Origin of the sequence: Marinovum algicola (genome assembly GCF_900109145.1) — a bacterium.
In the GTDB taxonomy this organism is placed as follows: domain Bacteria; phylum Pseudomonadota; class Alphaproteobacteria; order Rhodobacterales; family Rhodobacteraceae; genus Marinovum; species Marinovum algicola.
The window spans coordinates 12,298-38,295 of the sequence record NZ_FNYY01000030.1 but is presented as its reverse complement, the minus strand read 5'-3'; the positions used below and the strand labels follow the sequence as shown (position 1 = coordinate 38,295).

The following is a 25,998-nucleotide window of genomic DNA, read 5'->3' as shown; positions in this document are numbered from 1 at the left end:
TTGGTTACAGAGTAAGTGAGCGGTTTTCGTCCGCGCTTTGCCGTGCGGCGTCGAGGATTTGCAGCGTGCGCACGCCGGATGCGGCGGTCACCGGCGGCGGCGTGCCATCCTGCACGGCGCGGGCAAAGGCGGCGTAATAGTCGTGATAGCGGCCTTGTTCGGAGGGGATGCGGTTTGCGCCGTCACATGTGCGCAAGGTCCCCCAGTGGCTTTCTGGCTCGTACCCCCATGCGTCCAGGTCCTGAACGGGCCGCTTGCCGGCAAAGATCGCCTGTGCCTGCACATCAGTTCCGTGAGAGACGTATGAGCCCGCATCGCCATAGGCCCGCAGTTCGCGCTGGTCGAAGCGGTTCAGCTTGCTGGCAGAAATATGGCTGTGGGTACCGTTTTCATGGCGCAGGGTGATGGTAAAGCTGGCCTCGGTGCGTCCCTCTGGCAGATCGAAGTGATCGAGTTGCGCATCTACAGATGCGACCGGCCCCAGAAGCCAGACCATCTGGTCGACGAGATGCGAGCCGAGATCGCGCAGCAGCCCGCCGGTGGGCCCGTGTTCCAGCGTCGCCGGATCGTCGAAATCCATCCTCGAATGCACCCGCCAGACCTTGCCCTGGCGCCCGTCCGCAATCAGCTTTGCCAGGGTTTGCATGTCGCTGTCGTAGCGACGGTTCTGGTAGACGCCCAGAACCACGCCTTTGGCTTTCGCAGCCGCGTCGAGCTTTCGGGCGCCACCGGCATTTGGGGCAAACGGCTTGTCCGCAATCACGTGCAGCCCGGCCTCAATCGCTTCCATGACAAGGTCATGCCGGGTCTCCGGCGGCGTAGTGATCGTGACCGCATCCACCGTGCCGCGTGCGATCATCTCGCCCAGGCTAGCATAGACCGGCTGGTCCGGCAGATCGGCTCGGACCTTCGCCACCGTGCCCGGAGCGCGCGCGACCACCCCGGCCAGAGCGCAACCTTCCGCGGCTTCAATAAAGGGGGCATGGAAGTGCTGCCCCCCGGTTCCATATCCGACGACGCCAATCCTCAACATGTCGTGCCTGCTTTCCGTTCGATGTTCGCGTCTGGCGTTCAAGCCGCGTTTCAGGTCGCCGATGCGCCGGTCTTCCTGGCCTTCATGCGTTCCTTCTTGGCGCGGAAGCGTTCCTTCATCGCGTCTTCGGCCTCTTTCGAGCCGTCGTGCCAGTATCCGAACCACTTATCGAGCGGCACGATGCCGTCAGCGCCGTAGTTCACCTCGAAATACTTGTGGTGCAGGTAATGAGCATAGGCATGGCTATCGAGAGTGGTCTCGTCGGTCAGTTCCAACTTGTCGAAGCCGATGTGCCCGTTCAGCGCGCCGTAGCCGACGATATGACTGTTGAACATCATCACGATCGGGTTCGACGGGATGATCAAATGCCAGACGATCTCGGCGAAATAGAGCGTGTGCTCGATCGGATGCATGGACAGCGACGACCAGGGCGAGGGGTTGATCGAGTTGTGGTGCACCGAATGGATGTGCTTGTAGAGGAACGGCGAATGGATCAGCCGGTGGATGCAGAAGAAGTGCACCTCGTGGATCGCGGGCACCAGGAAGGTGAGCGCCACCAGCCACAGCCAGTTGTCCTCCCAGTTGACCCAGCCGAAGACGTGCCAACCGTTGGCAAAAGCCCAGAGCATCAGCACTTCGATCAGCGTCCAGATCGGGATGCCGACAAAGAACGAGCGCAGGAAGTTGTCGAGGTTCTGGCTCTTGAACCAGAACACGTCCGAGGGGTTTTCCGACGGGAACTTGTGGTTGAACTTGAACCGGGTCTCTTGCTTGCGGCGGATGTAGAATAACAGCTCGATGCCGCCGTAGAGCAGGAAGATGCCCGCCATGTTGACGACGAGCAGCCAGATCGCCCAGCCCCATGAAAGGGTCTGCATCGTGGCCACGTCGGGTAGCACGAAGACCCAATAGAGCAGTGCGGTCGCCATGTGGAAGGCGCTCCACGGCCAGACCAGATCGAACAGGAAGCGACCGATCTTGTTGAAGCGGCCTTCCCAGAACGGGGCGATCCGCAGGGTTTCGTTCGGCGTCCAGTTGCCGCGCTTGTCGCGGGTTCCGTAGAGAGTGTCGTCCATGGCATCCCCCATGTGCATCTTGGTGTCAGGCGGCGCTTCGGCACCTCTCCTGACGTCTACACCAGAGATTGACAGATGGTCGCGCAGCGTATTGATTGATTTCAATCAGCGGTATGGGCCGCGCTGAGCAAGCCTCTGGAACATGGTGAAAAAAACTTCAGGCCGGGTCACGCTTCAGGATGTGGCGACGAAAGCGGGCGTCGGCACAGCGACCGTCGACCGGGTCATCAACGAGCGCGGCAACGTCAGTGATGAGGTTCGCAGGCAGGTCATCGATGCGGCACGAGAGCTTGGCTTGCGGCGGATTCTTCCCTCGGCCTATCGCCGCACGGTTCGGGTCAATGTCATCCTGTCACGAGTCGACAGGCCACTGTTGAAGCGCATGGCAACCGAAGTCGGGCGGCTTGGCCAGCGGTTCGACAAGGCGATCGCCATTCACCGCACTTTGCTGGCAGATGAGGAGCCAAATTCCGTCGCCATGGCGATGCTGAAAGGCTCATATGACGCGGTCATCGTCTGCGCACCGGACCACCCGGTGATACGTGACACAATTGTCGCGTTGCAGCGCAGGGAATGTCCGGTCGTGACGCTGATCTCAGACGTTTCGGGGTCGACGCGGCTGGCCTATGCCGGGACCGACCATGTCAAGGCCGGGCGTTCGGCAGCCTATTTCATGGGCCGGATGGCGCCGAGGGTTGAACCGACCGGCAAGGTCATCGTGCTCTGCCATGACGAGGGGTTCCAGGCCCATGCCGAGCGCATTCGGGGCTTCTCGGACCAGCTTGCCGCCGATGGTCCGGGGCTCGCACTTGCCGAAATAGTGCGAGGCGGCGACGATTCGCTGCTGTCCGAGGCCAAGCTGAAGGACGCCTTCCGCCGACATCCCGAGACTGTCGGGGTTTACAATGCAGGCGGCGCCAATCGGGGCGTGATCGCCGCAATGGGCGCGAACATCCTGCCTCGGCGGCCGCTGTTCATCGGGCATGAGTTGACCGGGTTCACTTGGCGCTGCCTGCGCGACGGGCTGATGACCCTGACCATCGACCAAAGCCCGGAGCTTCAGGCGCAATACGCGCTGGAGGTGGTGATGCACCATTACGGCTTCGAAGGTGCGGTGCACGCGAACCCGCCCTATGTCTCAGATGTCCCGATCGTCCTTTACGGCCCGCAGAACCTGCCGGATGCGCCGCCTGTCTGACGGCGGGGCCTGCCGGGCTCAGGGACCGCAATTGTACCGGGTGTGAATCGAGATCTGCGTCGCTGCTGGTTCGGACATCTCGGTCCCGCCCAGCTGGCTGCGAATCCACTCCGCCGCCGACGTCACCTCGGCGGTGAAATCGTGCGAGATGACATAGTCCATCACACCGCTTTCAAGCAGGGCGCGCGAGTATTGCGTCAACTCGTGGCCCACGAAGATGGTGTCATGGGTCTTGCCGCGGTTTTCCAGCGCCTCGGCGACGCCCCGATTGGCCCCGGCAAGATTGTAGATGGCCGCCGGGCAGCCGTGCGCCTCGACATAGGCGGCGAGCTGTTCGCGGGTGGTTTCGGTACTGTCATCCGAAGTCACCCGCTCCTCGATCTTCAGATGCGGGAACTCGCTGCGCAGGACTCGGCGAAACCCCATCTCTCGTTCTTGCTGCGATCGGAACGGGACGCTCATCATCAGAAGGATATTGTTGCGCTTTTCCGGCAGGGCCCGGCCGATCAGGTGCGCGGCGACGCTGCCGGCGGCGTATTGGTCATTGCCGATATAGGCCAAACGCCGCGATGACGGAAGATCGGTGGTCAGCGCCACGACCGGATGGCCGTTTCCGACCAGTTTGCGCACGGCACGGTTGATTGCCGGGTGTTCGCGCGCAATGACGATCACGCCGTCCGCCTCGGCGCCCTCGTCCTCGATCTTGCGGGCGAACTGCATCGGATCCATCTGATGGGTCGAGACATATTGGCCGTCGATCTGAACGCCCGGCAGGGTGCGGTTGGCCCGGTCGACCGCCTGTTCCATCAGCGCATTGAAGGACGCGCCGGAATCGCAATAGAGCCGTAAAGTCAGCGGCCGGTCGGCCGCGCCGCGTTCGGCGGATAGTTTCTCGAAGGCGTCCCGCACCCGGCGCCGGGTCTTTTCGCTGACCCCGGGACGGTTGTTCAGCACCCGGTCCACGGTCGCCGAGCCGACACCAGCAACTTCGGCGATCTCGCTAATTGTCGGACCGCGCCAGGAAGTGCTCTTTACTTCGTCGTACAAAATGTTTCTCCGGAGAGCTGCGTCCGATCCGCATTGCATCGGTAGCGAACAGCATACACGTGGCGCCCCTGTCTTGCGAGGCGTTCCACATCAACCTATTTGATGTGAAATACATCAAAAATGGGTGGTCATGCCTCGAGAAGCTGATTTTAATAGCATATTTAGGGACTTAGCCGCGCTCTCAGTGAAAATTGATGTGAATCGCATCAGATCGCATCGGGAAACAATGTTCTCCGGCGACTGCCTATCTGGTAATCATCTGACATCCGGCAAACGGGAGGACGACGCCGGCTCTGACCGGGCTGCGTGGGGAAACGCAGCTTCGGCAAGGTCCGTAAAATCTGGAATTCACGACCGGGTCGGTACCGTTTGACCCGCACGGTCGAGATATGTCGAGCCGCAGGATCGCGGCAGAACCAAAGGGAGGTAACTCGACATGAACTTCACCAAAACCATTGCAGCGACGGCGACCGCCGCACTGATGTCCACCGGCGCCGTGGCGCAGGACATCGCCGTGATCGGCGGCTCGGCCCAAGATGGGTTCTGGAACCTGATTAAGAAGGGCGTCGACGATGCGACCCTGGTGGTCGAGGCCAATGGCGGAAGCGTCAACTATCTGCTGACCCAGAACTACGACAACTTCGGCCCGGACCTCGTTCAGTTGATCGAGCAGGCCGTGGCGCAGGGTGCCGACGGTATCGCCATTCCGAACTGGCTGCCGGAATCGGAAACGCCGGCGCTAATCGCCGCCAACGAAGCGGGCGTCGTGATCACCTCCTACAACGCCGGTCAGGGCGAAATGGACAAGTACGGCGCGCTTAACTACTTCGGTTCGGACGAGTACCTGGCCGGTGTCGCGGGCGGCAAGTACCTGGCCGAGCAGGGCGCCGCCAAGATCATGTGCCACATCCAGATTCCCGGCGCGATCAACCTTGAAACCCGCTGCAAGGGTGTCGAGGACGGCGCCAAGGAAGCAGGCGCAGAAACTTACATCGTGCGTGTTCCGGCCAACCTCGACGGCGACATGGTCGGTACCTCGGAAGCCATCAAGGCCGAGTTGATCGCCGACGAATCGATCGACGCCGTGATCAATCTGGCCGCATGGGCCGCCGACGCCTCGGCCTCTGCCATCGAACAGCTGGGCAAGGGCGACAGCGTCATGCTGGGCACCTTCGACATGTCTGCCTCAGTTCTCGACCGCATCTCGAACGGCACCCAGACCATGGCCATCGACCAGCAGCCCTACCTGCAGGGTTTCCTGGCGACCTCGATGCTCTTCGCCAACCTGAAGTTCGGCACCGAGATCGTGACCCAGCCGGTTCTGACCGGCCCGGCTATCGTTGATGCGTCGAACGTCGAGTCCGCTATCGAAGGCGTGAAGCTCGGCGCGCGCTAAGCCCCGTAAATCAGGGTTCGGCCAGCTGGCCGGACCCATCCCAAGCGGTATCGCTTGCTCTGTTCGCACCATTTCGGGAGACGGTTCACATGACCGACACCACTTCAACTAAAGCCACGGAACCAGCCTCCGAAGGCTTTTCCCTGATCGCCTTTTTCCGCAGCCCGGCCGCCGGGGCCTTCATGGGCTTCGTTGTGGTATTCGTCATCTTCGCGATTTTCGGGTTCAGCCGCAATTTCCTGTCGGTTCCCGGCATCACGACCTGGGTGAATTTTGCCTCGCTCGTGGGCATCATCGCCATCCCCGTCGGCTTCCTGATGATCGCGGGCGAGCTTGATATCTCGACCGGCGCGGTGCTGCCCGCGGGCGCGATGACTGTCGCGATCGTCTCGGGTCATTACGAACTGCCGGTACTCGTCGGCATCCTCGTCGCACTCGGTATCGGTGCATTAATTGGCTTCGTGAATGGCACAATCGTCACCCGGACGCAGGTTCCGTCGTTCATCGTAACGCTTGCCACGCTGTTCGCTGTGGCCGGGCTGACGCTCTACCTGTCGATACTGTTCATCAACAACACCAACTCGTTCTACCAGGCACCTGCCTGGGCGAAATCGCTCTTCGGCGGCAAGGTCTTCGGCTTCAACTCGTCGGTGTTCTGGTGGGCCGGCCTCGTCGCGGTGTTCTACTACTTCCTGCACAAGTCGCCCAAGGGTCCCTGGGTTTTTGCGCTTGGCGGAGACCAGGAAAGCGCGCGCAATGCGGGAATTCCGGTACGGAACCTCAAGATCGGTCTCTTCATGCTCTGCTCTACCTGCGCCGCCTTTGCCGGAGCTCTGCAGGTCATCACCTTCAACTCCGCCACCAGCCAGGCGAATTTCGGACTGATCTTTAACACCATCATCTCGGTCGTTGTCGGCGGCGTGCTTCTGACCGGCGGGTTTGGCACCGTGATGGGAATAGTCTTTGGTGTGTTGACGCTGGCCATCGTCACCCAGGCCATCGGCTTTACCGAGATCGACCGCAACCTGTCGTTCCTCATCATCGGTGTCATGCTTCTGATCGCGGTTCTCATGAACGACACCTTCCGCAACCTGGCGACCAGCTGGTCGACATCGAAGAAGAAGTAAGGAGAGTTCCCATGTCGGACAAGAAACCTGTTCTCGAACTTCGTAATGTTGACAAGTCTTTCGGCCCAATCGACGTCCTGCACGAAATCAGTCTGAAGGTGGGCGAGGGCGAAGTGCTCTGCCTCCTGGGCGACAACGGCGCCGGCAAGTCGACCCTCATCAAGACCCTCGCCGGTGTGCACCAGCCCACCCGCGGTGAGATCCTGATGGACGGCACGCCCACCTCTTTCTCCAGCCCACGTGATGCGCAGGAGCGCGGCATCGCCACGGTGCACCAGTTCGGCGGCACCTATCCGCTGATGTCGGTGGGCCACAACTTCTTCATGGGGATGGAACCCACCAAGGGTGTCGGCCCGTTCAAGGTCTATGACCGCGAAAAGGCCAACCGGATCGCCGTTGAGGAAGTCCAGAAGATGGGCATCACCCGGATCACCGACGGCGACCGCCTGGTCGGTGGCCTATCGGGCGGGGAGCGTCAGTCGCTGGCCATCGCTCGTGCGGTGTACTTCGGCGCCCGGGTTCTGATTCTCGACGAGCCCACTGCCGCGCTCGGGGTGAAACAGGCCGCCCACGTGCTGCGCATCGTGAACGAGGCCAAGCGGCGCGGTCTCGCGGTGATCTTCATCACCCACCAGGTGATGCACGCCATGGCGGTGGGCGATCACTTCGCCGTCCTGATCCGCGGCGCGATTGCCGCCGATTTCCGCAAGGGCGACAAGACACGCGAGGAGATCGCCGATCTGATGGCAGGCGGCGAGAGCATGGCGGATCTGGAAGCCAATATCGAAGGGTACATGGAGACCCACGACGGCCACCCGCCGCAGCCCGCGGCCTGAGACGCCGGGGCGGGCCCCACCGCCCGCCCCACGAACACCCCCATTTCACTTGATCGGGCCGGCCCTCGCGCCAACCCGCCCGGAGGAGACTTGCCATGAGCATCAGACTTGCCGTCATCGGCGCCGGATTGATGGGTGCAGACCACGCGAAGATCGTGGCCGAGGACCTGCCGGGCACCACGCTCCAGGTGATCTGCGACATGGATAGCGCCCGCGCCAAATCCATTGCCGACAGGCTGGGCGCGCAGGACGTGGCAGCCGACCCCGAGGTCGTCATAACCCGCGATGATGTTGACGCCGTCATCATTGCCTCGCCCGATTTCACCCATGCGCCGCTGTCGAAAGCCTGCATTCAGGCCGGCAAGCGGGTGCTGTGCGAAAAACCGCTGTCGCAGAAGCCCGCCGAATGCATCGATGTAATCGAGGCCGAAATGGCCGCCGACGCGCGGCACGTCATGCTGGGCTTCATGCGCCGCTATGACCAAGCTTATATCGAAATGAAACAGGCGCTGGCCGAGGGCGCCCTGGGCCGCGCGCTGATGATGCACAACTTCCACCGCAACGTGGAAACGCCTGCCGCCGATTTCACCGGCGCGATGGCAATCACCAACTCGGCTCCGCACGAATTCGACGTGGTGCGCCACGTGCTGAATGCCGAATTCACCTCTGTAACCGCCATGCAGCCAAAACGCTCAGATGCGCGGGTCGCGCCCGTGGTGATGGTGCTTGAGACGGACGACGGCCAGCTTGTCACGATCGAGGTCAATAACAACGCCGATTACGGCTACGACGTGCGCGCCGAGCTGGTGGGCGAGCGCGGCAGTATCGCCATGAATAACGTGGCCTACAGCCGAACCGACATGAAGCTCGCCTCTGCCACCCGCTACGACGCCGACTGGCGCGGGCGCTATCACGAGGCCTACGTGCGCCAGAACCGCGATTTCCTGCGCTTCGTCGAAACGGGCGACTTCCCCGCCATCGCCTCGGATTGCTGGGACGGCTACTGCGCCGCCATTGTCGCCGAAACCGGGGCCAAAGCGCTGGAAACCGGGCAGAAACAGCCGATCCAACTCATGACCAAGCCGGAGTTCTACTCCGCAAGACAAGGAAAAGCGGCATGAAACTCGGTTTCGTCTCAGACAGCCTCGGCGGCATGAGCCGCACCGAGATGCTGGACAACGCACAGCGCATGGGGGTCTCGGGCATCGAGGTCAACACCTGCGGCTGGTCCACCGCGCCGCATTTCGACCTGAAGGCGATGCTGGGCAATGCCCGGGCGCAACAGGATTTCCGCGCGGAATTCGAGAGCCGCGGGCTGGAGATCATCAGCCTGAACGCCAACGGCAACCCGCTGCACCCGACCGATCCGACGCAAGCCGAGGGTCTGCGCGACACCATCCGCGTCGCGGGCGAAATGGGGATCACCACGGTCTGCACCATGTCCGGGCTGCCCGCCGGGTCTGCGGGCGACACCATGCCCAACTGGGTCGTGTCCTCCTGGCCGCCCGAGACGCAGGAGATCCTGAAATACCAGTGGGATGAAAAGCTCATCCCGTTCTGGACCGAGATCGCAGAGCTCGCCCGCGAGAATGGCGTCGAGCGCATTGCGCTCGAACTGCACGGCAATCAGTGCGTCTACAATACCTCCTCCCTAAGGCGCCTGAGCGAGGCGGTCGGGCCCGTCATCGGGGCAAACCTCGACCCCTCGCACCTTTTCTGGATGGGGGCGGACCCGCTGGCCGCCGCTGATGCGCTTGGCGAGCTGATCTACCACGTGCACGCCAAGGACACGCTTCTGAACGCACCCGTGCAGGCCGCCAACTCGCTCTTGGAAAACGGCTCGCTTATGGACATCCCGGCGCGGTCGTGGAGCTACATCACGCTTGGCTTCGGCCATGGCGAGGAATGGTGGCGGCAGTTCTGCTACCGGCTCAAGATGGCGGGCTACGACGGTTGGCTCAGCATCGAGCACGAGGACGTGCTGCTCAACTCTCTGGAAGGGCTCGAGAAATCCGTGGCGCTTCTGCAGAACGTGATGCCCGCAGCTCCTGCAGACTACAAACCACAGGATATCTGACATGGCTTTTCAACTTGCCGCCTGCGCCGAGATGCTCTGGCCCGAGAAACCGATCCATTGGCGTGCCGCCCGTCTGAAGGAAATGGGCTTCGGCGTGGGCCTGTGGAACTGGCCCGCATGGGATCTGGACGCGCTGGAAAAGACCGGCGCGACCTTCACCATTATGAACGGCTATCTTCAGGGCCGTCTGGCCGATGACGAAGGGGCCGACATGCTGCTGCACTCGGCCCGCGAAACCGCGCAGGTCGGCAAGCGGCTGGGCGTCGCCCGGCTGAACCTGCACGGCACCGGCCTCGGCGACCACGGGCTGCCGATCCAGCAGTTGAACCATGTGGCACCGGGGATGTGGCTCAAGGCGCGTGATACGCTGAACCGCATCTGTGACATGGCCGAGGAAGAGGGCGTCACCTTCACGCTGGAAAACCTCAACCTGCGCGAACATCCCGGCTGCCCGTTCAATTCCACCGCCGACGTGCTTTCGCTGGTCGCCGCCGTCGACCGCCCGCAGTTGCGCATCAACCTCGATCTCTATCACACCCAGATCGGCGAGGGCGACGTGATCCGCCATGCGCAGGCCTGCCTGCCGTGGATCGGCGAGGTGCAGGTCGCAGATAATCCCGGCCGTTGCGAGCCAGGCACCGGCGAGATGAACTGGCAGATGATCGCCCGCGCGCTGGCCGACATGGGCTACGACGGCCCGGTCGGCATGGAAGCCTTCGCCAAGGGTGACCCGGAGGTCGCTCTCGACGCCTTCCGCGCCGCCTTCACCCTCTGACCCCACAAGACTCCCCCATGAAGGACCTGAACCCATGATCAAAGTCGGACTTCTCGGCGCAGGCCGCATCGCCGGTGTTCACGCCACTGCCATCACCGCCAACCCGGACAGCACGCTGGCCGCGGTGTCGGACTACTTCCCCGAAGCCGCCGAGAAGCTGGCAAAGCAATACGGCTCCACCGCGCGCACCACGGACGAGATCATTGCCGATCCCGAGATCGACGTCGTCCTGATCGCCACTTCGACCGACACCCATTCCGACCTGATCGAACAGGCGACGCAGGCAGGCAAGGCGGTGCTGTGCGAAAAGCCGGTGGACCTGTCGCTGGAGCGTGCCCGCGAATGCCAGGCCAATGCCGCCAAGTCCGGCAAGCCGGTGATGATCGGCTTCAACCGCCGTTTCGATCCGAACTTCGCCGCGGTGAAGAAGGCGCTGGACGCAGGCGAGATCGGCAAGACCGAGATGCTGGCGATCACCTCCTACGATCCGGCGCCGCCACCGATTGCCTATATCAAGGTCTCGGGCGGCATCTTCCGCGACATGATGATCCATGATTTCGACATGGCGAACTTCCTGATGGGCGCGGCGCCGGTCACGGTGTCCGCCGTGGGCTCGTGCCTTGTCGACAAGGAAATCGGCGAGGCGGGCGACTTCGACACCGCCGCCGTCACCCTGACATACGCCGATGGCCGCATCGCCACCATCCGCAACACCCGCCGCGCTGGGTATGGCGACCAGCGGCTCGAGGTGCAGGGCGCGGACGGGATGCTTCAGGTCGGCAACCTGGTCGAGAACCTGGTGTCCAAATCCACCGCGAATGGCGTCACCAGCGCCAAGCCGGTGCTGTTCTTCCTCGAACGTTACATGCCCGCCTATGCCGCCGAGTGGAACGCCTTTGTCGAGGCCCTGAAGGCCGGTGGCGCTCTGCCCGTGACGCTCGATGACGGTGTCGCCGCGCTGGCCATGGCCGAGGCCGCCACGCAATCCGCCAAGTCCGGTCAACCGGTGAGGCTCTCCGATGTCTGATCTTGATCTCATCACCATTGGCCGGTCGTCGGTCGACCTCTATGGCGCGCAGATCGGTGGGCGGCTGGAGGATATGGGGAGCTTTGACAAGTATATCGGTGGCTCTCCGACAAACATTGCCTGCGGGACGGCGCGGTTGGGGTTGAAGTCGGCCGTGATCACCGGGGTGGGTGATGAGCATATGGGGCGGTTCATCACCGAGCAGCTGGCGCGTGAGGGGGTCAGCACCGATGGGGTCAAGGTGGACCCCGACCGGCTGACCGCGCTGGTGCTCTTGGGCATTCGCGACCAGGAGCAGTTTCCGCTGATCTTCTACCGCGAGAACTGCGCTGACATGGGGCTGACCGCCGAGGATATCGATCCCGATTTCATCCGCCGGGCGCGGTCGGTGGTGGCCACGGGAACGCATCTGTCGAACCCCAAGGTCGAGGCGGCGACGCGGAAGGCGCTGGAGATTGCGCGGGAAAACGGCCTCAAGACGGCGCTGGACATCGATTACCGGCCCAACCTCTGGGGCGTGGCGGGGCATGGCGAAGGCGAAAGCCGCTTTGTCGAAAGCGCCGCCGTCACAGCCAAGCTCCAGGAAACGCTGCACCTTTTCGACCTGATTGTCGGCACCGAGGAAGAATTCCACATCGCGGGCGGCTCGACCGATACGATCGAAGCGCTGCGCGCGGTGCGCAGGGTCTCCAAGGCGACGCTGGTCTGCAAGCGTGGCGCGGACGGCGCGGTGGCCTTCACCGGCGACATCCCCGACAGCCTGGATGACGGCGAGGCCGGTCCCGGTTTCCCGATCGAGGTGTTCAACGTGCTGGGCGCGGGCGATGGCTTCATGTCGGGGCTCCTGAAGGGCTGGCTCGACGGAGAAGACTGGCCCACCACGCTGAAATATGCCAATGCTTGCGGGGCTTTCGCGGTCAGCCGCCACGGGTGCACCCCGGCTTATCCCAGCTGGGAGGAGCTGCAATTCTTCTTCGACCGGGGCATCAAGCGGCCCGACCTGCGCCACGATGCCGAGCTGGAGCAGGTGCATTGGGCGACCAACCGGCATGGTGACTGGTCGAGCGTGAAGACCTTTGCTTTCGACCACCGGCTGCAGCTGGAAGATATGGACGGCTACGCGCTGGAGAAGGGTGCCGCCTTCAAGGAGCTGTGCCTCGACGCGGCGCTCAAGGTCCAGGACGGCAAGCCCGGTTACGGCATTCTCTGCGACAACCGCATCGGACGGTCGGCTCTGCACCGGGCCTCTGGCACGGGGTTGTGGATCGGGCGGCCCACGGAACTGCCCGGCTCGCGGCCCATCGAGTTCGAGCCGGATCTGGGCGAGGATTTTGGCCGCTTCCGCGAATGGGCGCGCGAGAACGTGGTGAAACTGCTGGTCTTTGTCCATCCCGACGACGACGAAGAGACGATGCAGACCCATATCCGCCGGGTCCGCCGCCTGTTCACCGCGGCACGGCGCAACAATCTTGAATTCCTGCTGGAAATCATCCCCTCCAAGGTCGGCCCGGTGGATGATGGCACCTCCGCCACGCTGATCCAGACCTTCTATGACGCGGGCGTCTATCCCGATTGGTGGAAGCTCGAGCCGTTCAAGACCGAGGCCGCATGGCAGAACGCGGTGGATGCCATCACTTGCAACGATCCGCGCACCCGCGGCATCGTGGTGCTGGGGCTGGACGCGCCGGAAGATGAGCTGGCAGCAAGCTTCGGGCTGGCGGCGAAACAGCCGCTGGTCAAGGGCTTCGCCGTGGGCCGGACGATCTTCGGTAATGCCGCGCGGAACTGGCTGGCGGGCAACATCAGCGACAGGGAAGCGGTGGCCGAGATGGCCGAGAAGTTCACCCGCCTTTGCACCATCTGGGATGAGGCCCGTGAAAGGGCCAGGGAGGACGCAGCATGACAACAGGGACCACCCAGCATGGCGACCGGGTGCCGCACGTCTTTGCGCAGCAAAGACTTTCGCGCACTGGTCGCTCCTTTCAGGAGCAACCGGCATGAGCAAGACAATCCGACTGACCGCCGCGCAGGCAATGGTGCGCTATATCGCGGCGCAGCAAAACAGCGATGGCGAGCGCTTCATCGAAGGCTGCTGGGCGATCTTCGGCCATGGCAACGTGGCAGGCATCGGCGAAGCGCTGCATGCCATGAAGGGCGACTTCCCCACCTGGCGCGGCCATAACGAACAGACCATGGCGCATGCCGCCATTGCTTATGCCAAGCAATCGGGGCGTCGCAAGGCGATGGCCGTGACCTCGTCGATCGGTCCCGGTGCGGCCAACATGGTGACGGCTGCGGCGCTGGCACATGTCAACCGTCTGCCGGTGCTCTTGATCCCCGGCGACGTCTTTGCCGACCGCGGCCCCGATCCGGTGCTGCAACAGGTCGAGGACTGGACCGACGGCACCGTCACGGTGAACGACGCCTTCAAGCCGGTGACCCGCTACTTTGACCGCATCACCCGGCCCGAGCAACTTCTGACCGCGCTGCCGCGCGCCTTCCGTGTCATGACCGACCCGGCGGAATGCGGCCCCGTCTGCCTGGCCTTCTGCCAGGACGTGCAGGCCGAGGCCTATGACTACCCGGAAAGCTTTTTTGAGCCAAAGGTCTGGCGCCAACGCCGCATCCGCCCGGACGAGGCGGAACTCTCCGAGGTGGCCGAGATGATCCGCGCCGCCAAGCACCCGGTGATCGTCGCCGGCGGCGGGGTGCATTACGCGGGCGCGACCGAGGCGCTGAAAACCTTTGTGGAGGCCCACAACATCCCCGTGACCGAGACCCAGGCGGGGAAATCCGCGCTGCCCTGGGACCATGCGCTGAACCTCGGGCCCATCGGCGTCACGGGGGGCGCGGCGGCCAATACCGTCTGCGCCGAGGCCGACCTGGTGATCGGCGTCGGCACGCGGTTCCAGGACTTCACCACCGGCTCCTGGGGGCTGTTTGCCAACCCGGAGCGCAAGCTGGTCTCGCTCAACGTCGCCGCTTATGACGCGATGAAACACGGCGCCGCGCCGCTGATGTCCGACGCGCTGATCGGGCTGAAGGAGTTGGGCGCAGCGCTGGGGGACCACAGCGCGCCGGGCAAGACCGAGGGGCTCAAGGCGGACTGGTTCGGCAAGGTCGACCCGCTGACGGATGCACCGGAAGACAGCAACCAACTGCCCACCGACATGCAGGTGATCGGCGCGGTGCAGCGGCAGGCCACTGCGGAAACCGTCGTCATGTGCGCCGCGGGCACCATGCCGGGTGAGTTGCACAAGCTGTGGAAAGCCGGCAAGCCGGGCAGCTACCACATGGAATACGGCTTCTCCTGCATGGGTTACGAGATCGCCGGCGCCATGGGCATCAAGATGTCCCAGCCGGAGCGCGACGTGATCTGCTTTACAGGCGACGGCACCTACATGATGGCCAATTCCGAGATGGCCACCGCGGCGATGATGGGCATTCCCTTCACCGTGGTGATCACCGACAACCGCGGCTACGGCTGCATCAACCGGCTGCAGATGGGCTGCGGCGGGGCCGAATTCAACAACCTGCTGGATCATTCCATCGGCGGCGAGAACTCGAACATCGACTTCGCCAAGCATGCCGAGGCGATGGGGGCCACCTCGGTCAAGGTCGGCTCGATTGCCGAGCTGGAAGAGGCGCTGGCCAAACGCTTCGAGGCCAAGGGCCCCTACGTGGTGGTGATCGACACCGATCCCTATCCCTCCACCGAACACGGCGGGACCTGGTGGGACGTGGGCGTGCCGGAAGTGTCGGAGCGCGACGAGGTCAACACCGCGCGCGCCAATTACGAAGCCAAGAAGAAAATGCAGAGGGTCGACTGATGGCTGTGGAAATCGGCATTTCGCTCATCGCCTGGCAGAACGACGACCTGCCGGAGCTGACGAAGGACTACACCACCGAGGGCGCCATGCAGGACGCGGCCAAGATCGGTTATGCCGGCGTCGAGCGCGGCCGCCGCATGCCCGCCGACACCGAAGGCCTGCGCGCCTATCTCGACCGCTACGGCGTGGCGCTCTGCGGCGGCTGGTGCTCGGGCAACCTGCTGGTCAACGACATCGAGACCGAGAAGGCAGCCATCCGCGAACAGGTCGAACAATTCGCCGCGCTGAACGCCCCCTGCATCGTCTATGCCGAGTGCTCCAACACCATCCAGGGGGCGCAGGACACCCCCGTGTCACGCCGCCCGAAGCTCAGCCGCGCCGAGGTCATGGCCTATGCCGCCAAGCTCTCTGATTTGGCGAAATGGGCGCGCGATCAGGGAGTTGTGCTCGCCTACCACCACCACATGGGTGCCATGGTGCAGGACGCCGAGGACATCGATTGGCTGATGGAAGGCTCCGACGCGGCGCTGACCCTGCTTTATGACACCGGCCACCTGCACTTTGCCGGCGCCGATCCGGTGGCCGTGCTCGACAAGTGGGGCCACCGGGTGCATCACGTCCACTTCAAGGACGTCCGGCAGCCGGTTCTCGACTGGGTGCAGAAGGAAAACAAGAGCTTCCTCGACGGCGTCGCCGCCGGGGTCTATTCGGTGCCGGGCGACCCGGAGGGCTGCATCGACTTCCAGGCCATCACCGACAAGCTCAAGGCGATGGACTATGACGGCTGGATCGTCGTCGAGGCCGAGCAGGACCCCGCGAAAGCGCCGCCTTACGCGTTTTCCAAGATCGGTTACGACCACATCGTCGAGATCTGCAAACGCTCCGGCCTGAATGTCGCGCCGGCCGAGACACCATGCCAGACAATCTGAAACGCCTGGTCAACATCCGCAGCCCGTTCTTTGCGCCCCGGGGGCGGCGGGTGATCGTCACCGCTGCGGTGCTGGGCTGGGCGGTGTTCGAACTGGTCACCGGCAGCCCCGGGTGGGCGCTGCTCTTCGGCGCGGCGGGGGCATGGTGCTACTACGAATTCTTCCTGGTCTTCGACCCAGACAACTACAAGGATCACGACAATGGCTGACCTCTTGCGCAAACCCTTCGGCGCCCGCGGCAAGGTGCACCAGATCACACCGCAAAGTGCCGGCTGGCGCTACGTCGGCTTCTCGCTCTACCACCTGAAGCCCGGCGACACCGCCGCCGAGGCGACGGGCGACACCGAGGTCATCCTCGTCATGGTCGAGGGCAAGGCACAGGTCACCGGGGCCGGGCAGGACTGGGGCACTCTCGGTGAGCGCATGAACGTGTTCGAGAAGTCCTCGCCGCATTGCCTCTACCTGCCGAACGGCACCGAGTGGTCCGTCGAGGCCGAAACCGACTGCGTCCTCGCCGTCTGTTCCGCGCCGGGCAAGGGCGGCCACGCGGCACGCCGCATCGGGCCGGGCGGCATCAGCCTGACAGAACGCGGCAAAGGCACCAACACCCGCCACATCAACAATATCGCGATGGAGAACGAGGATTACTGCGACTCGCTCTTGGTGACGGAAGTCTTCACCCCCGCGGGCCACTGGTCCTCCTACCCCAGTCACCGCCACGACGAAGACGACTTCCCCCGCATCACCTATCTCGAAGAAACCTACTACCACCGCCTCAACCCTTCTTCGGGCTTCGGCATCCAGCGCGTCTATACCGACGACGGCCTGCTCGACGAGACCATGGCGGTCAAGGACGGCGACGTGGTGCTGGTGCCGCGCGGCCACCACCCCTGCGGCGCGCCTTACGGGTTCGAGATGTACTACCTCAACGTCATGGCCGGCCCCCGCCGCAACTGGCGCTTCGTCCCCGCGCCGGAAGTCGAATGGATCATGGAACGCGACGGGTGACGGCCCACGGTGTTGCTGCAATCAGGCCGGGCGGAACCGGCGACAGGACAACCAGGATAACAACGAAGGACACAGCCATGACCGAAATCGGACATTTCATCGACAACGAACGCGTGGCCAGCACGTCGGGCCGCAACCAGCCCGTCTTCAACCCCGCCACCGGCGAGGCTGAAAAAACCGTCGCGCTGGCCTCGACCGAAGAGGTCGACCGCGCCGTGGCCACCGCCAGGGCCGCCTGGGAAACCTGGTCCAAGACCCCGCCCTTGCGCCGCGCGCGCATCCTAGACCGGTTCAAGATGATCCTCTGGGACCGTGCCGACCAACTGGCCGAGGTGATCTCGGCCGAGCACGGCAAGACCCATGACGACGCCAAGGGCGAGGTGACCCGCGGCCTCGAGGTGGTCGAATTCGCGGTCGGCGCGCCGCACCTGCTGAAGGGCGAGATCACCGAGAATGTCGGCACCGCCGTCGACAGCCACTCCCTGCGCCAGCCGCTGGGCGTGGTGGCCGGGATCACCCCGTTCAACTTCCCGACCATGGTGCCGATGTGGATGTTCCCGGTGGCGCTGGCCTGCGGCAACACCTTTATCCTGAAACCCTCCGAGCGTGACCCCTCGGCCTCGATCCTGATCGCCGAATGGCTGGCCGAGGCCGGCCTTCCGAAAGGCGTGTTCAACGTCGTCCAGGGCGACAAGGGCGCGGTTGATGCCCTGCTGGAGCATCCGGATGTCAAGGCGATCAGCTTCGTCGGCTCGACCCCGATCGCGAAATACATCTATGAGACCGGCACAAAGAACGGCAAGCGCGTACAGGCGCTCGGCGGCGCCAAGAACCACATGGTGATCCTGCCCGACGCCGATCTCGACATGGCCGCCAACGCGCTGATGGGCGCCGCCTATGGCTCGGCCGGCGAACGCTGCATGGCGATCTCGGTTGCGGTGCCGGTGACCGACAAGGTGGCCGACGCGCTGATCGAAAAGCTGGTGCCGAAGATCGAGGCGTTGAAGGTCGGCCCGGCGGCGGACCGGTCCTCCGAAATGGGGCCGGTGGTCACCAAGATGGCGCAGGAAAAGATCCTCGGCCTAATCGACAAGGGAGAGGCCGAGGGTGCCAAGGTCGTTGTCGATGGCCGCGGCTTCACCCCGCCGCAGGGCTACGAGAACGGCTATTTCGTCGGCCCCACTCTGATCGACGAGGTGACCCCGGACATGACGGTCTGGCGTGAAGAGATCTTCGGCCCGGTCCTGTCGGTTGTGCGCCGCAAGGACTATGCGGCGGCGGTCGACCTGATCCACGGCCACGAATATGCCAACGGCGTGGCGGTCTTCACCCGCGACGGCGACGCCGCCCGCACCTTCGCGCATGACATCGAGGTCGGCATGGTCGGCGTCAACGTGCCGATCCCGGTGCCGATGGCGTTCCACTCCTTCGGCGGCTGGAAGGCCTCGCTGTTCGGCGATCACCACATGCACGGCGCTGAGGGCGTGCGGTTCTACACCCGGCTCAAGACCATCACCACCCGCTGGCCCTCTGGCGTTCGCAGCGACCCGGAATTCGTCATGCCGACGATGGGGTGACTGTAAAACGGTCGATTGGCGCCGAGTCCATGGCGCCAATCGACTCCGTTGTTGTCATTCAGGCGCCGGTCTCGCCAGACCGTTGCACACCAGGGACAAGGGTCCGCGGTGAAACCGAAACTTGCCACCGGAAACTGGAAGATTAGCGGTCTGGCCGCGGATATGGACGTCAGATGAACGTCTCCTTTTTTTGGTGACCAGCGACGCCCTCGAAGCCGCAGCGAACGTCCGCTCCCCTGAATGACTGACTCAATCGAGGACCGACCAGAATTCTCGGTTTTGAAGGTCCGCTTTGGCGGTTTCTCAAGATCCTCGCTGCAGAGCGGCGAATTCACACTATCCGCCGATTCCGTGGAAAAACACACGTTCGCGGGCGCAGAATTCCGTCGCTTGAGTTGGGCGCGAGCGCCTTTCCTGTCAGGCTTTTCGCGGTTGCTGCGGTGCGGGAAGGATCTTGGCCAATTTGCGGAGGTTCTGGGCGGTGGCGGCGAGGAGGAATTCGTCATTCGCCCCGCATGGGCCACGTAATCGGAGCCTGTTCAGGCCAAGGATCCGCGTTAGATGAGCGAAGAGCATCTCGACCTTCTTCCTGAGCTTCATTGAGACCGCATACTGCTCGGTCTTGGCGATATCACGGGCGATTTGGCGAGCGTCCTCATGTTCCTCGCGGGTGATCTTGCGCGCGTCGGCGTTAGGGCAGCATCTCGCCTTGGATGGACAGGCCTGGCAGACCTCTTTCAGGGCGCGATACCGGGCCGTGCCCATGCCAGTCGGCCCCCGATTGGGGTCCGAGTAGTTACGGCGAAACTGCTTCAACTCGTGGCCTTCTGGGCAAATGTATTGATCGTTCTCAGCATCCCATTCGAAGTCCGTGCGGGTCCAGGTTCCGTCGTTGCGACCCGACTTGTCCAAAACGGGGATATGCGGGGCAATCTTGCGGTCGACCAGCCAACCCAACATCGGCCCGGTGCCGTAGGCGGTGTCGGCGATCAGGCGCTCAGGATGTAGGTCGAACCTTGTCTTCACCCGCCGCAGCATGGTCTTCGTCGATCCGACCTCGGCCTGCCGGATGGAGCGGGTTGCCTCAACGTCGACGATGACGCCATGATCCGTGTCGATCAGGTAATTGTCGGAATAGCTGAAGAAAGCCGGACCTTTACGGGCCGCCGTCCACTGGCTGGCAGGGTCGGAATGCGAGGTGAACTTGGGCTGAACCTCGCTGGCGGCGCCAAAAGCGGCCTCGTCCAAGGTATCGAGATACTCGCGCACGGCGCGGGGCGCATCGGCGGGATCGATTTGTTCCGCATCCCAGTCCTCTTTCGGCGTCGAGTTCTGCTTGTTCGCATCCGCTTCGATCAGGCTGGCGTCGATTGCCATGCGTTGGCCGCTGACCAAGTCCTCTTCAATGCAGCGTGCGACGGTCATCTCGAACAGGTGACGTAGCAATTCGCTCTCGCGGAAACGGCCGTGCCGGTTCTTGGAAAAGGTGGAATGGTCCGGGACGCGATCGCTCAGATCGAGGCGGCAAAACCAGCGATACGCCAGGTTCAGATGCACCTCCTCGCAGAGCCGCCGCTCCGACCGGATGCCGAAGCAATAGCCCACCAACAGCATCCGGACCAGCAGCTCGGGATCGACCGATGGACGCCCGGTGTGGCTGTAGAAATCGGCAAGGTAGGCGCGGATACCGGCGAGATCGACGAACCGATCGATAGAGCGCAGCAGGTGGTTATGCGGGACATGATCCTCCAGTGAGAACTCGTAGAAAAGCGCCGGTTGCGCCTCTTGCCGCGGTCCCATCATCGCCGATCCTCCCATGCCCTACAGGAATTGAATCAGCCGACGGCCCTTCGATCAAGCACGAGTTTTTCAACGAAATACGCCCTCTATGACCGTCAGACCATGCCCACCGCCCTACCGGTGAATTGGCTTTTTGCCACCCTCCTCCTCTCGCAGCATCTCTTCCATTTCATCCAATCCATCGACAGCAGAGCGCATCTGCGCCTCATCATCCACGCCCACTGTCTCGGCATCCGCAACCTGGCCCCCAAAATCCATTTCCATCTGTCGCTGTTCCTCGGCGATTACGGCTTGAACGACAGGCGCAGTCTTCTTTGGGGTGACATCGGTTTGCCCTGACGATTGGCCATCAGCAGCCTGGCGTGCGGCTTCAACGTCGGCCTCGGATCCGCCTGACCCGTCCGATGGCGGCGTCATCGGCATGGCGCGCACACTCAGCGGCAGCGTGCCCTGCGATCCACCTCCCCCCGGGTCCGGAAACGGCAACTCCCCCGTCTGCGCCCCGTGGATTGCCTTGAACAACCGATCGTCAAAATATTGGATCCGCTTCGCGCGGACAGGCATCTGGGCATCGATGACCATGACGATCTCGTCGAGCGGTAGGCGGCGCGCCTCATCCTCGGGCAGGAGAGAGCTTTCTTCGGTCCGGGTGGACTGGCTACGGCCCTCGAAGGGGTTCTTGCCGATGGACTGGGATCGCGTGATGACGGTCTTCGTGGTCTTGCCAACCGCTTTGCTCAGCTCCTCGACGGTTTTTTCATCGGACGGCGTCAAGTAAAGCTTCACGCCCGCATTGCCCTGCAGGGCGCGGCGGGTGTTCTCGCCGTAGATTTCATCGAGGGCGGGGATGGTTTGGGTGACGACGGCAAGGTGACCACGATAGGTCCGCAGGGTCTCGATGCTTTCGACCACGATGGGCATCTTGCCGAGACGGTTGAACTCGTCGAGCATGATCATTACGGGCCAGGGCTCATCCGGTCCGGGGTCCTTTTCCTGCATGGCCGAGAGAAGATCGGAGAAGAAGAGCCGGATCAGCGGCGCGAGGGGCTTCACCATCAGCGGCTGGACCACGAGATAGACCGAAAAGGGCTTCTTGCGGATCGTCCGGAAATCAAAGTCCGAGACTGCCGTCGCTTCATCGATGGCCGGGTTCTGCCATTGGTCGAGCCCCGATGTCATCAGGAGCGAGACATAGGAGGTCAGCGTATCGTTGTTGGTTGAGGCCAGCCGCGTGAAGATCAACTTGGCGGCCCTGTTATCGACCTCATGGCCGCGCGCGAAATACTCCTTCTGCTTGTTCCCGCCCGAGGCCGCGATGCGGTAGATCTCGCCCAAGGTGGGGCGCTTGCGCTGGAAGGCCAGCAGGCCTGCCGCCACGAAGAGATCGATCCCGCCCTTGAGCAGCCCCTGCACCCGGTCATTGTCGCTTTGCAGAAAAAGCGTCGCCAGGAGCTGCAGTTCCATCTGCTGGCGCGCGGGATCTTTCAGTTCGAAGATGCGCAAGAGCGGGTTGTAGCGATGCGTGCGCTTGCCCTCCCAATCGGTGGGGGCAAAGCGATAGACCTTGTCGCCTTGGGCTGCACGGTGCCGGGCCGTGGCCTCAAAGCACTCGCCCTTCACATCGAGCGTCACGGCGGAGCCTTGCCAGGTCAGCAGGTTCGGAATGACAAAGCCCGTGGTCTTGCCACGGCCCGTGGGCGCCACGATCAGCGCATGCGGAAAAACCTTGGAGCAGATGTAGTTGGCGCGGGAGCCCGGCGGCCCCAGCTTGCCGAGGATGAACCCGGTGCCCGGCGCCCCGAAGAAGCCATTGGCCTTCATCTCGCGCGCGGTCTGCCAATGGGTCTGGCCAAACCGTGTCAGGGCGGACCCCGAGAGGGCGAGGCTCAGCATCAGGCCGGCGGCGGCGAAGCTGCCGATGATCAGGTGAATAAGTTGCGCGGCCTCCGGGCGGCGATCGAGGATCGCCATGTAGTTCTGCGCAATATAAGCAAAGTCGATCTCGGCCCCAAACCCAAGATCCTGGTAGGTCAGCACCGCCGAGGCGATGGTATAGCCCATGGCGGCGGTCACCAGCGTTACCAACAAGACACCGGTCGCGATCCGCGCCTTTCCCATGGGCGCGCTCAATGGACCTGTCCCCGCTCGGTCTCGCCATCCACATCGCCAATGCGGTGTTTTTCGTATTCGGTGTCGGCGAGATCATCGACCACCTGGCGCAAGGCCTCCGTGTTGGCCGTCGCTGCATCCGATTGCAGGTAGACCTTGGCGACATAGAGCCGGTCGAGGCGGTCCTCGAGAACCTTCTCCAGCGCATCCGCATCACCCCAAGTGAGCCGGTCGAGTTGGCAAACGTCCAGCACCCGCGCGATCTCGTCGCGAAATGCGTCCCGCTCCGCCTCGGTCTCGAAGGGCGCGGACAACTCCCCCGCCCGCTCATGGTCCAGAACACGCGTAATCTCGTCTGCAAGGCGGTCGGCACGGTCAGACTGCGGCGCAGTTTCACCGCTGGCTGCGAGGAGTGCGTCGCGCGTGCCAGACCCAAGCCCGTCGCGCATCTCGTTTTCGCGGCGGACCTCGTTGATGGCCTCCGTGTCGCGGATCTCGACGACGGCTGCATAGGTCGCGCCGAGCCCGCGGGCAAGGTGGGACGGCATGTCCGGATAGCGCTCCCTGAATTCATCCGTGACAGCATCTGCAACGGGCGTGCGGACATCGCGTCCCTCCATGATCCGGTCAACTTCGCGGGTGATCTCGCTGGCGCGGGCCGCATCGGTGATGGTCTCCCTGTAGGGCTCAGACCGGTCAATCACATCGCCAGGGCGTGCGAGCAGATCCGGGTGCGCCTCGAGATACGCGCGCTGCTCCGTCTCGATCCGGCGCTCCGCCCGTGAGACCACTTCCCAGTCCCGGTCCTCGATCTGCTGCGTTGTCAAACCCTCGGCGCGCATCTCCTGACGGATTGTTCCTTCCATCGCCCGCACCGCGCCCTCATGATAATGGAACTGCTCGCTGACCGCTTCCGCTTCCATGACACCATCCCGGCGCAGCACGTTCTCCCGCTCCAAGAGCGTGCCAAGTTCGACGTGCACATCGTTGAGAATGTCGCGCGCCTGTTCCAGATCGGCGCGGCGTTCGAGATTCAGATCGCGCGCCTCGGCCACCTTGGCGAGATCATCTGCGATCCATTGATGCTCGAGCGCTGCATTTGAGGCGCCCGTCTCGATCCGGGCCACCACTTCCGATGTGCTGATCCCGGTGCCGTGTAGTGCCGCGTCAATGCGCGATCTCAGATCGGGCTCTGCCAGACGCTCGCGCTGGCTGGCGTCAATATTGGCCTCGGAATAGATCCCGCCCTCAGACGGCGCGTCTGAGAGCGAGCCCGAGCGCAGCCCCAAGGGCTGCATATCCTGGACCTGCGCCTGGATGGCGGTGAGGCTTTTCTCCAGCGCGGGCCGCTCGGCGTCGGGCTTCTCGGCGATCATGCCCTGCACCCGCGCGAGCTTCTCCGCATAGAGGCTTCTCAGATCCTCAAAACTTTGATCCTCGGCCATATACACATCTCCTGTTCGGTCCACCTGCCCGCCGCGCGCCAGCACTTCGCCCGCGCGAAAGAGGGCTGCCGCAATATCCTCGCGGGCTTCACGCGAAGCCTCCGCGGCAAGCGAATGGTAGACGGTTCTGGTGTTGGCGATCTCCGCCAGCGTCCGGGTCAGATCGGCCCCCACACGTTCCCGCTCGCGGGGCGCGCGACCCTCTTCTTTCGCGGCATAAACTTCGCTGGTACGGGCTGGGTAATGCACCACACCCCGATCCACCCGGCGCGTGGCTTCCAGCCGCACGCCGTACTTCTCCGCCTCCTCGACCATGGCGAGGCGGAAGTCGTCATAGTTGAAGCGGTGATTGCGGCCGAGGAAGAAGAACTCGCCTTCTTGCGAGCGGCGGTTCAGCACCAGATGCGCATGCGGGTGATCCCGGTCCTCATGCACCGCAATGATGTAGTCGAAATGCCCTTCCTCGGTCTGGAAGAACCGCTCGGCCACGTCCGTCGCGATGTCGCGCACATCCTCGCCCCGCGTGCCGATGGGGAAGGACATCAGCATGTGGGTGGTCTGGCCCAGCTTGGGCTTGAAGCCCGCATCCCACCGCTTGGCAAAGCGCTCTGTCAGGTCCTTGATGTCTTGCGCCTCGAGCTTCGCCTTGCCATCCAGGAACCCGCTACTGTCGATGATATGGGTAGACTTGGTTGTGAGGTAATCGAGTTGGTTTGTGAGCTGTGATTTGGTATGCGTACCGCCGCCCCGGATCGCCTTGAAGACGGCTGGCCGATGCCCTGCTGCCGCGCGTACAAGCTGGCTCTGCTTTGCGACATGCAGCCCCTGCATCGAGCCCCGAATGCGGCTCCAGCCATCCCGGAAGACCTCCCCGGTAACAGCGTCAACGGCATCATTCAGCCGCATGGGCAAACTCCCTCAACGCGGCTGTGGCCTCCAGCTGCATGGCGTCCCGACGGCGGCGCAGGAGCAGATCGATCTCGTCAGCGGAATCCAGAATGAACCGCGCCAGCCCGCGCATCTGCGCAAGGCGCAATTCGGAGAACTCGGCACTCGTGCCGCCTACGGCCCCCTGCCCCATCCGGTTGGCCCGCGTCATCTGCTTGGCGATTTGGGCGACGCCGTTGCCGACCTCATGCAGCGAGGCCCTGTAGCGCGCCATCTCTGCTGCCATCTGCGCGTCCGGAACGAACACGCCGCCCGCCGCCTGAATGAGCCGCCGAAGCCCTTCGGCCCGGCTCTCGATCCCCGCCTCGGCCAGCACCTCGTCGAGCGACTCAAGCTCCGCAGCCGTGACCTTCACACTGACCGCTGAGACCGGGATCGCAGCATCCGTCTGGCGCTCGGCATCGGCTTTCAGGACGTAGCGCACGGCCCGCGATGTGACCTCGAAACGCTCAGCCAGCTCAGACGTCGACACACCCTCCGCGGCCTCGCGGACGATCTGCATCTTCTCGATCTCTGTCAGGCGTTTTGTTCGGGACATGCGGAAGAAAGACCCCCTATTTCCTGCCACCTTCCACCAAGGCTGCTCCCACCTTACGATAATATACCTAGCTGTCAATTATATACTTATGTTGCATTCAGGCTCAGGCAGCCTTGGTGTCCGCTTCCCCCGCGGCCCGCAGGGACGCGGCTCTGCCGCCCTCACCACCGGGCGACCCACCTGTCCTAGGGGTCCCGTCCACCAGCCCCGCCCGAGGGTCTG

21 protein-coding genes are annotated in these 25,998 nt (G+C 63.5%); 14 read left to right on the top strand and 7 right to left on the bottom strand.

The features are described from left to right. Positions 1 to 4 precede the first annotated feature (4 nt). Both BMW90_RS23830 and BMW90_RS23825 read right to left on the bottom strand, forming a co-directional pair. Complete coding sequence (locus tag BMW90_RS23830; RefSeq protein ID WP_211569032.1) at positions 5 to 1,075, bottom strand: Gfo/Idh/MocA family protein; 1,071 nt, start codon at positions 1,073 to 1,075, stop codon at positions 5 to 7. 8 nt (positions 1,076 to 1,083) lie between these two features. Next, complete coding sequence (locus BMW90_RS23825) at positions 1,084 to 2,109, bottom strand: sterol desaturase family protein (protein ID WP_074840021.1); 1,026 nt, start codon at positions 2,107 to 2,109, stop codon at positions 1,084 to 1,086. Positions 2,110 to 2,251: 142 nt separating this feature from the next. Here BMW90_RS23825 and BMW90_RS23820 point away from each other — a divergent pair, with 142 nt between their 5' ends. After that, the gene (locus BMW90_RS23820; RefSeq protein WP_074839995.1) at positions 2,252 to 3,307 is read left to right on the top strand and encodes a LacI family DNA-binding transcriptional regulator; all 1,056 of its coding nucleotides are present in this window, start codon (positions 2,252 to 2,254) and stop codon (positions 3,305 to 3,307) included. Positions 3,308 to 3,325: 18 nt separating this feature from the next. Here the strand turns inward: BMW90_RS23820 and BMW90_RS23815 are convergent, their stop codons facing one another. Further along, entirely contained in the window at positions 3,326 to 4,354 is a 1,029-nt protein-coding gene (locus BMW90_RS23815; RefSeq protein ID WP_211569028.1) for a LacI family DNA-binding transcriptional regulator, read from the bottom strand. A 436-nt stretch (positions 4,355 to 4,790) separates the two neighbouring features. Here BMW90_RS23815 and BMW90_RS23810 point away from each other — a divergent pair, with 436 nt between their 5' ends. From BMW90_RS23810 to BMW90_RS23750, 13 genes are all read left to right on the top strand, one after another. Further along, complete coding sequence (locus BMW90_RS23810) at positions 4,791 to 5,750, top strand: substrate-binding domain-containing protein (RefSeq protein ID WP_074839993.1); 960 nt, start codon at positions 4,791 to 4,793, stop codon at positions 5,748 to 5,750. Positions 5,751 to 5,839: 89 nt separating this feature from the next. Continuing rightward, positions 5,840 to 6,877: an ABC transporter permease gene (locus BMW90_RS23805; protein WP_083416190.1), complete on the top strand. Its 1,038-nt coding sequence runs from the start codon at positions 5,840 to 5,842 to the stop codon at positions 6,875 to 6,877. Between the two features lie 11 nt (positions 6,878 to 6,888). Next, on the top strand, positions 6,889 to 7,713 hold the full coding sequence (locus BMW90_RS23800) for an ATP-binding cassette domain-containing protein (RefSeq protein WP_074839991.1): 825 nt from the start codon (positions 6,889 to 6,891) through the stop codon (positions 7,711 to 7,713). A gap of 95 nt (positions 7,714 to 7,808) precedes the next feature. Further along, positions 7,809 to 8,834, top strand: coding sequence for a Gfo/Idh/MocA family protein (locus BMW90_RS23795; protein ID WP_074839989.1), 1,026 nt, complete (start codon positions 7,809 to 7,811; stop codon positions 8,832 to 8,834). Further along, entirely contained in the window at positions 8,831 to 9,790 is a 960-nt protein-coding gene (locus BMW90_RS23790) for a sugar phosphate isomerase/epimerase family protein (protein WP_074839988.1), read from the top strand. The genes BMW90_RS23795 and BMW90_RS23790 overlap by 4 nt, the downstream gene beginning before the upstream one ends. Position 9,791: 1 nt before the next feature. Then, on the top strand, positions 9,792 to 10,565 hold the full coding sequence (locus tag BMW90_RS23785; protein WP_074839986.1) for a TIM barrel protein: 774 nt from the start codon (positions 9,792 to 9,794) through the stop codon (positions 10,563 to 10,565). Positions 10,566 to 10,599: 34 nt separating this feature from the next. Then, a complete protein-coding gene (gene iolG / locus BMW90_RS23780) occupies positions 10,600 to 11,592 on the top strand; it encodes an inositol 2-dehydrogenase (protein ID WP_074839984.1) in 993 nt (330 codons plus the stop codon). Further along, positions 11,585 to 13,495 (top strand): bifunctional 5-dehydro-2-deoxygluconokinase/5-dehydro-2-deoxyphosphogluconate aldolase, encoded by a 1,911-nt coding sequence (locus tag BMW90_RS23775; protein WP_074839982.1) that lies wholly within the window; start codon positions 11,585 to 11,587, stop codon positions 13,493 to 13,495. Before iolG ends, BMW90_RS23775 begins: the two co-directional genes overlap by 8 nt. Before the next feature lie 94 nt (positions 13,496 to 13,589). Next, a complete protein-coding gene (iolD, locus tag BMW90_RS23770; protein ID WP_074839980.1) occupies positions 13,590 to 15,422 on the top strand; it encodes a 3D-(3,5/4)-trihydroxycyclohexane-1,2-dione acylhydrolase (decyclizing) in 1,833 nt (610 codons plus the stop codon). Next, complete coding sequence (gene iolE / locus BMW90_RS23765) at positions 15,422 to 16,351, top strand: myo-inosose-2 dehydratase (protein WP_074839978.1); 930 nt, start codon at positions 15,422 to 15,424, stop codon at positions 16,349 to 16,351. The genes iolD and iolE overlap by 1 nt, the downstream gene beginning before the upstream one ends. Beyond that, entirely contained in the window at positions 16,336 to 16,560 is a 225-nt protein-coding gene (locus tag BMW90_RS23760) for a hypothetical protein (protein ID WP_244526604.1), read from the top strand. The genes iolE and BMW90_RS23760 overlap by 16 nt, the downstream gene beginning before the upstream one ends. Beyond that, positions 16,553 to 17,359: a 5-deoxy-glucuronate isomerase gene (gene iolB / locus BMW90_RS23755; protein ID WP_074839976.1), complete on the top strand. Its 807-nt coding sequence runs from the start codon at positions 16,553 to 16,555 to the stop codon at positions 17,357 to 17,359. The genes BMW90_RS23760 and iolB overlap by 8 nt, the downstream gene beginning before the upstream one ends. Before the next feature lie 77 nt (positions 17,360 to 17,436). Then, entirely contained in the window at positions 17,437 to 18,936 is a 1,500-nt protein-coding gene (locus BMW90_RS23750; protein ID WP_074839975.1) for a CoA-acylating methylmalonate-semialdehyde dehydrogenase, read from the top strand. 417 nt (positions 18,937 to 19,353) lie between these two features. Here the strand turns inward: BMW90_RS23750 and BMW90_RS23745 are convergent, their stop codons facing one another. From BMW90_RS23745 to BMW90_RS23730, 4 genes are all read right to left on the bottom strand, one after another. Next, positions 19,354 to 20,739 carry an IS1182 family transposase gene (locus tag BMW90_RS23745; protein WP_074839973.1) on the bottom strand — a complete coding sequence of 462 codons (1,386 nt, stop codon included), beginning with the start codon at positions 20,737 to 20,739 and terminating at the stop codon, positions 19,354 to 19,356. Positions 20,740 to 20,850: 111 nt separating this feature from the next. Beyond that, positions 20,851 to 22,854 carry a type IV secretory system conjugative DNA transfer family protein gene (locus tag BMW90_RS23740; RefSeq protein WP_074839971.1) on the bottom strand — a complete coding sequence of 668 codons (2,004 nt, stop codon included), beginning with the start codon at positions 22,852 to 22,854 and terminating at the stop codon, positions 20,851 to 20,853. A gap of 8 nt (positions 22,855 to 22,862) precedes the next feature. Further along, entirely contained in the window at positions 22,863 to 25,196 is a 2,334-nt protein-coding gene (locus tag BMW90_RS23735; protein ID WP_074839968.1) for a relaxase/mobilization nuclease domain-containing protein, read from the bottom strand. Beyond that, positions 25,183 to 25,776, bottom strand: coding sequence for a transposase (locus BMW90_RS23730; RefSeq protein WP_074839966.1), 594 nt, complete (start codon positions 25,774 to 25,776; stop codon positions 25,183 to 25,185). Before BMW90_RS23730 ends, BMW90_RS23735 begins: the two co-directional genes overlap by 14 nt. Positions 25,777 to 25,998 lie beyond the last annotated feature (222 nt).